Here is a 5,364-nt window from a genome sequence, read left to right as displayed (position 1 = left end):
CTTGACCATCGAATAGGTAAAGGTTCTGTGCATTTGGCTAAATAGATTTGTTTGTCTTTAAATTTAAAAGCTGACTTAGTAAATTCGGCACTTCCTCCCTGATGTTTTTTCTTAAAGTTAGGATACTTAGTACGACCAGCAAAGAAGTTAGTAAAAGCTGTTTGTAAATGTCTTAAACCTTGTTGTAAAGGTACACAGCTTACTTCGTTTAAAAAGTCTAATTCTTCTTGTTTTTTCCAATCGGTTAGCATTGAAGAAGTTTGAGCATATCCTACTCTTTCTTGCTTTTCGGACCATGCTTGTGTTCGTTCGTGGAGAGCTTTATTGTAAACTAATCTTACACAGCCCAAGGTGCGTCGCAATAGCGACTCTTGTTCGGGTGTGGGGTAAAATCGGTAAGAATAGGCTTTTTCCATGTCTCACATTTTAGCATATATTCCGTAAATGTGTTAATATTTAACAGTAAAGCCGTCGTAGAACGACGGGGTTTCAGACCCAAAATTTTCGATGATCGAAGTGGATTTACGTCATCAAAGTTTGGAACGGCTTCACAATCGAAGTGAGAGCGATCGCTGATTTGGTCTAGTGCGATGCCGAAGGCACTGCGTAGCAGTACGCCGATATTGCTGTGCTTCGCTGTCCCATATTGGTCGGATTTTCATCTCATCGGTAAAACAAAAGGGTTCCTTCAATCCGACATTCAAGGTAACTTCACCCAGTTTCCCCAAATCTCCAGAAATCAATATAATTAACTTCAGGCTTTCTCCTAACCTGATTTTTTCCATGATTCCTTTAACTCTTAATCTCTTGCAAGGTTCCGTTACTTTTCGTTTCAGTTCCAGTGCTGCCTTGGATTTGCAAAGGGAAATTAATATTTTACTTGATCGCCTGAAAGCGATCGCCAGTAATGCCGCTAGTGGGGGTAAACCCCAACCCCAAAAACCGCTGGAATATCAGCACACTGGTGATGTGTTTCTGGAAGTGTTTTGTAATCCCAATATTTATCCGAGTCCTTTTTCGGCTAAAGTTTTGTTAACGGTTCGTGACGATCGCCTACGCTTAACCACAGAAGCAGAATTAACCCGTGTGATCGAAGATTTAGAGCGTTATCTCGACCAAAATAGTTAGAATCGGGGGATTTTTGGGGTTTCGACCTTTCCTTGTCGTCCCACCTCTCCCCATCTGATTATTCTTCTCTAGCTTGCCATGTTACCGACCGATTTATTGATTTCCCGTCAAAATGGCGAGACAATTATTCCCAAACGCTTACCGCTCGCGACCGATTATCTGGCGATCGCCCAAGAACAAATCACCTGTTTTCAGGAAAGTATCGGTCAAACTAAGGGAGAATTAAGCCAAAAACTCCTAATCTTGGAGGGAGACAGTCCCGATTATAAAATTAAACGGGGATTTGCTCACCTATTAACCAATCATTTTGCCACCTTTGAGATTATTAGTCCCTTAGAACCGCAGGAATTAAGAAAAAGAGTTTTTGAACAAGCGGCCAACTTTGTTCCTATTCCGCAAAATCGATCGCTAATTCTGGAGAAAATTGCCCAGCAACTCAGCCAAGAATTAAATCAAGAAATTTTTCCAGTGGCTCTAGAAAAAGGACTCTATGCTGATTTAGCGGAGAATAAAATTCTCACTCAATTTGATGCTCCTACCCCCGAAAACCTAATTCATCGTTTTAACCTCTCGCAAATTCAAGGTATTTTTTATCGGGCCAGTTATTTAATCATCAACGTCCACCGCAACGATCCGGGGGAATATAAATATCTCTTTCGCTATCTAAAACTATTTCGTTTAATGACTTATATCGAAGGGGATGCCGACACGGGATTTACTATTACTATCGATGGTCCCACCAGTTTATTTAAAGCTAATAGTCGTTATGGCATTGAAATCGCTAAATTAATTCCTGCCTTACTCCATGTTACTCACTGGAATCTGAAGGCACAATTACAGTATAAAGATTCCTATACAGGAACTATTAAAAAACAACAGTTCAATTTAGAGGATAACTGTGGTCTGGTGTCCCACTATTCCCCCGGGAAACCCTACGATAGTATGTTAGAGGAATCTTTCGCTAAACGTTGGTTACAGTTAAAAACTGAATGGCAACTAGAAAGGGAAGTGGATTTAGTGCCTTTACCCGGAGGAGTGATGATTCCCGATTTCCGTTTAGTGCATCCCGATGGTCGCGTTTTTCTCCTCGAAATTGTTGGTTATTGGCGACCAGAATACCTACAAAAGAAATTTTTACAGGTTAAATCGGCCCAAGCAAATAATCTAATTTTAGCCGTATCGGAACGGTTAAATCTAGAAAAAGCTGGAGTTAAATTTCAAAATCTACCCGCTCAGGTTATCTGGTTTAAAGATAAATTATCACCCCAAGCAGTGTTAGAAATTTTAAATTAAAGGGTTAGGCAGATGGAAGCTAAAAGCGGGAGTATGCTTTGATACTCCCGCTTTGGTTTAATCGGACTAGGTTAACTTTTTCGCTTAAGACCAGACGATGAGTGCTACATCATTGAGCAGTGGTAGGATTGATGGACACTTTCACCACTTTATTTTTTTCTTCTTCCGCTTTCGGGAGGGTGAGATTGAGAATGCCATCTTTGTATTCAGCAGTCACGTTATTGTTATCAACCCGGACTGGTAGAGGAATAACCCGATGGAATTTACCATAACGGAATTCAGTGCGGGTAAATCCTTCTTCTTCGGTTTTAATTTCCGATTTCCTTTCACCATTAATGGTCAGACTATCGGCTGTTACTTCTAGGTTGAGGTCTTTGGCCTCCATACCAGGTATTTCCAGTTTAATCTGAACTGCCTCTGGTGTTTCGGTTATTTCCGCCGCTGGGATGAAGGATAACCCCATTTTTTCGCCATTGCCTACATCAGTCGGCACAAGACGGTCAAACAAGCGATTCATTTCTTTCTGTAGGCTTTCTACTTCTCTGAAAGGTTCCCAACGTATAAGTGCCATATAATTCACCTCCGAAGTTTTCTTAACGCTAGAGATGTTGGTTTATCTCTACACTTTTAGGATAGATGAAATATTCTCTGACCGGGGTAGGGTTTTCGGTATTAAGTTTTTCCAGATTTCCGTACTATCTCCTATACTAGAGCTAGGTGAAAAAGTTTTTCCCGGGGAAGTGGGAAGTGGGAATTGGGGAGTGGGAATTGGGGAGTTTTCTCAGTGAACAGTAATTCAGTGAACTGATAACTGTTACTAAATCCGGTTATTAAAGAATGATTATTTATTCCCCCTTTTGCCTATTGCCTATTGCATGAGTGCCTGTCCTCATAAGTAGCCTATGCTCAACGGATTTAGTATGATAACTCAAATCTGATAACTGACTCCTAACCCCACCAACAAACTTTTTCAGCAAACCCTAATTATCTACTGATGAATAATTAAACTTTCTAAACTGGTTTGTAAATCTTGGGTTAATTGTGCTACGGCCGAGCGTCGATCACTTTTATAATCGGTATAGCGCTCGGATACGGAAATAGGTTTACCAATAGTTATTATCGCTTTTTGTTGACCAATTTGGGGACGAAAAAAGGGATTACCTCCCTTAATTCTTGTCACTAAATCCCAGAGTAATAAAATTGTCTCGGCAAATCTTTCTACGGTGGGTTTTTCTTTGACATAATAACCGGTTACTGACACGAAACTTTCGACAATTCTCATGTGCCACATTTTTAAATTAGCTTCATCAGCTAGGCGATCAGCTAATCCTAATTCAAGGGGAGAAATAGAGTGAGTGGGTTTTAATTCTTGGCGATAAATACGTTCCCATCCTGCTTGTTCCAAACGACGACAGCGATCGATTACATTACCATTAGGAGAAACATTAAAATACTTTTCTACGGTTTGTAGGGCCACATCTAATAAATTGGCTAAACGTTTGGCTAGGGTTTCGTTTGGATCATCGCCATTGGCAGGTACTACAGGCAAAGATTGATAGTAGAAATCTCGATAAAAATCCTCCATTAAAGATAATAATCTTTCTCCTAACCGAAAAAGACGGTCGTATAAAACCTTTTCTTCTAGGGATGAATTCGGGATTGAGTCTAAACCGCTATCGGTTTCTAAATTAGTTAAAATTTGCTCGATTTTTTGCCACACTGGAGTCAGATAAAAATACTGAATACCAATAGGTAAAATAATTACTTCTTGCTGTTGTTTAGCTTTTTTGACATCATCCACCCCCCAAAAAGCCAATTGAGAAATACCCGGTTCAATAGCACTAACAAGCTCATTATGTCCGTTAGTTGCCCCTTCCGGAGCAGCGGCTAAAGGATAATCTCCTTCTAATAATAAACGACGAGCCGATCGCAATCCGATTAAATCGGCTTTTCCCCGTTGAATTGGTGTGCCACCTAACTTAGAATATAACCATCCTACCCTTTCTCCAGCCCATAAAGGAATCCCTCGATCATACATAAAATGAGCGTGAATTGGAGTGTTTAATTTTATTCCTAACTCTTGGGCTTTTTTGGGTACTAATTTCCATAAAAGATAGGCCATACAGTAGGGATCGTTAATACTGGGATGACGGAAAGCAAGCAGTAAACGGACTTTTTTATCTTGACTTTTTTGATAAAATGTGATTAAAGTTTCTAGATTGGCGGCGGAAATTTCTCTTAAGTTGGTTTGAGTTTGTAACCAAAGAGGTAAAAAGATTTGACATCCCTTTAAAAGCAAGGGATTAAGGTCAGGGGGGATAAATTCGAGGGGAGGTTGCGCTCCCAAAGATAGATTAGACATATAAGTATAAGTAGTCGTGCCAAATAAATTTCCTAGTTGAGACTCCGAGAAAGGTATCAGTTATCAGATGTGAGTTTTCAGTTCACTGTTTACTGTTTACTGTTTAAGGAAGAATAAAAGAAAACTCTGATCAATAATTACCCACTGGTCAAAAGGTAATCACAGCAGCAAACAGGTGTCGAGCTAGATTTCAAATACACTGGGATTGCAGGATCCCTCCACCGTGAAAGGAGAAATTAACCGACTTTAAGCGAGGAGAAACACCAGTAGTTTACCTCCTCACCTAAACAAATACAGCTATACTATAGCTCTATCCCCATTTCTCGCAAACGAGCCGCCAGCTGTTGAGAACGCTGTCTTTCCGCTTCCAGAGCTTGCTGAGTAGCATTTAATTGCTCCTGTGCTGCGGCCGCTTGCTCCTGTGCTGCGGCCGCTTGCTCCTGTGCTGCGGCCGCTTGCTCCTGTGCCGCTTCTTCTGGCAAGGGGATTAAATTGCCTTCCGGGTCATAAAATCTCGCCCAAATTGCCGTTTCTCGGTCAATAGTCCCCTCCCAAGTTCCCAACCAATAGCCTAAGGTTTC

Annotated in this window: 5 protein-coding genes and 1 pseudogene; 2 read left to right on the top strand and 4 right to left on the bottom strand. The window is 40.8% G+C overall.

Annotated features, from left to right (window positions below):
• Positions 1–416 (bottom strand): RNA-guided endonuclease InsQ/TnpB family protein (locus EWV84_RS20135; protein WP_287079646.1); only part of this gene is annotated, 416 nt, incomplete at its 3' end.
• A 367-nt stretch (positions 417–783) separates the two neighbouring features.
• On the opposite strand from EWV84_RS20135, the gene EWV84_RS20130 reads away from it, so the two are divergent.
• Complete coding sequence (locus EWV84_RS20130; protein ID WP_286827048.1) at positions 784–1,128, top strand: hypothetical protein; 345 nt, start codon at positions 784–786, stop codon at positions 1,126–1,128.
• Between the two features lie 78 nt (positions 1,129–1,206).
• Entirely contained in the window at positions 1,207–2,421 is a 1,215-nt protein-coding gene (locus EWV84_RS20125) for a DUF790 family protein (RefSeq protein WP_287079643.1), read from the top strand.
• Between the two features lie 109 nt (positions 2,422–2,530).
• Here EWV84_RS20125 and EWV84_RS20120 read toward each other — a convergent pair whose 3' ends face one another.
• From EWV84_RS20120 to EWV84_RS20110, 3 genes and pseudogenes are all read right to left on the bottom strand, one after another.
• Positions 2,531–2,992: an Hsp20/alpha crystallin family protein gene (locus EWV84_RS20120; RefSeq protein WP_287079642.1), complete on the bottom strand. Its 462-nt coding sequence runs from the start codon at positions 2,990–2,992 to the stop codon at positions 2,531–2,533.
• 417 nt (positions 2,993–3,409) lie between these two features.
• Positions 3,410–4,783, bottom strand: coding sequence for a 1-acyl-sn-glycerol-3-phosphate acyltransferase (locus EWV84_RS20115; RefSeq protein WP_287079641.1), 1,374 nt, complete (start codon positions 4,781–4,783; stop codon positions 3,410–3,412).
• Between the two features lie 302 nt (positions 4,784–5,085).
• Positions 5,086–5,364 (bottom strand): annotated as a pseudogene (locus EWV84_RS20110) (Uma2 family endonuclease); the annotation flags it as partial.

It is taken from the genome of Microcystis sp. M_QC_C_20170808_M3Col (genome assembly GCF_007095505.1).
In the GTDB taxonomy this organism is placed as follows: Bacteria; Cyanobacteriota; Cyanobacteriia; order Cyanobacteriales; family Microcystaceae; genus Microcystis.
This window is presented reverse-complemented; position numbering and strand designations above follow the sequence as displayed.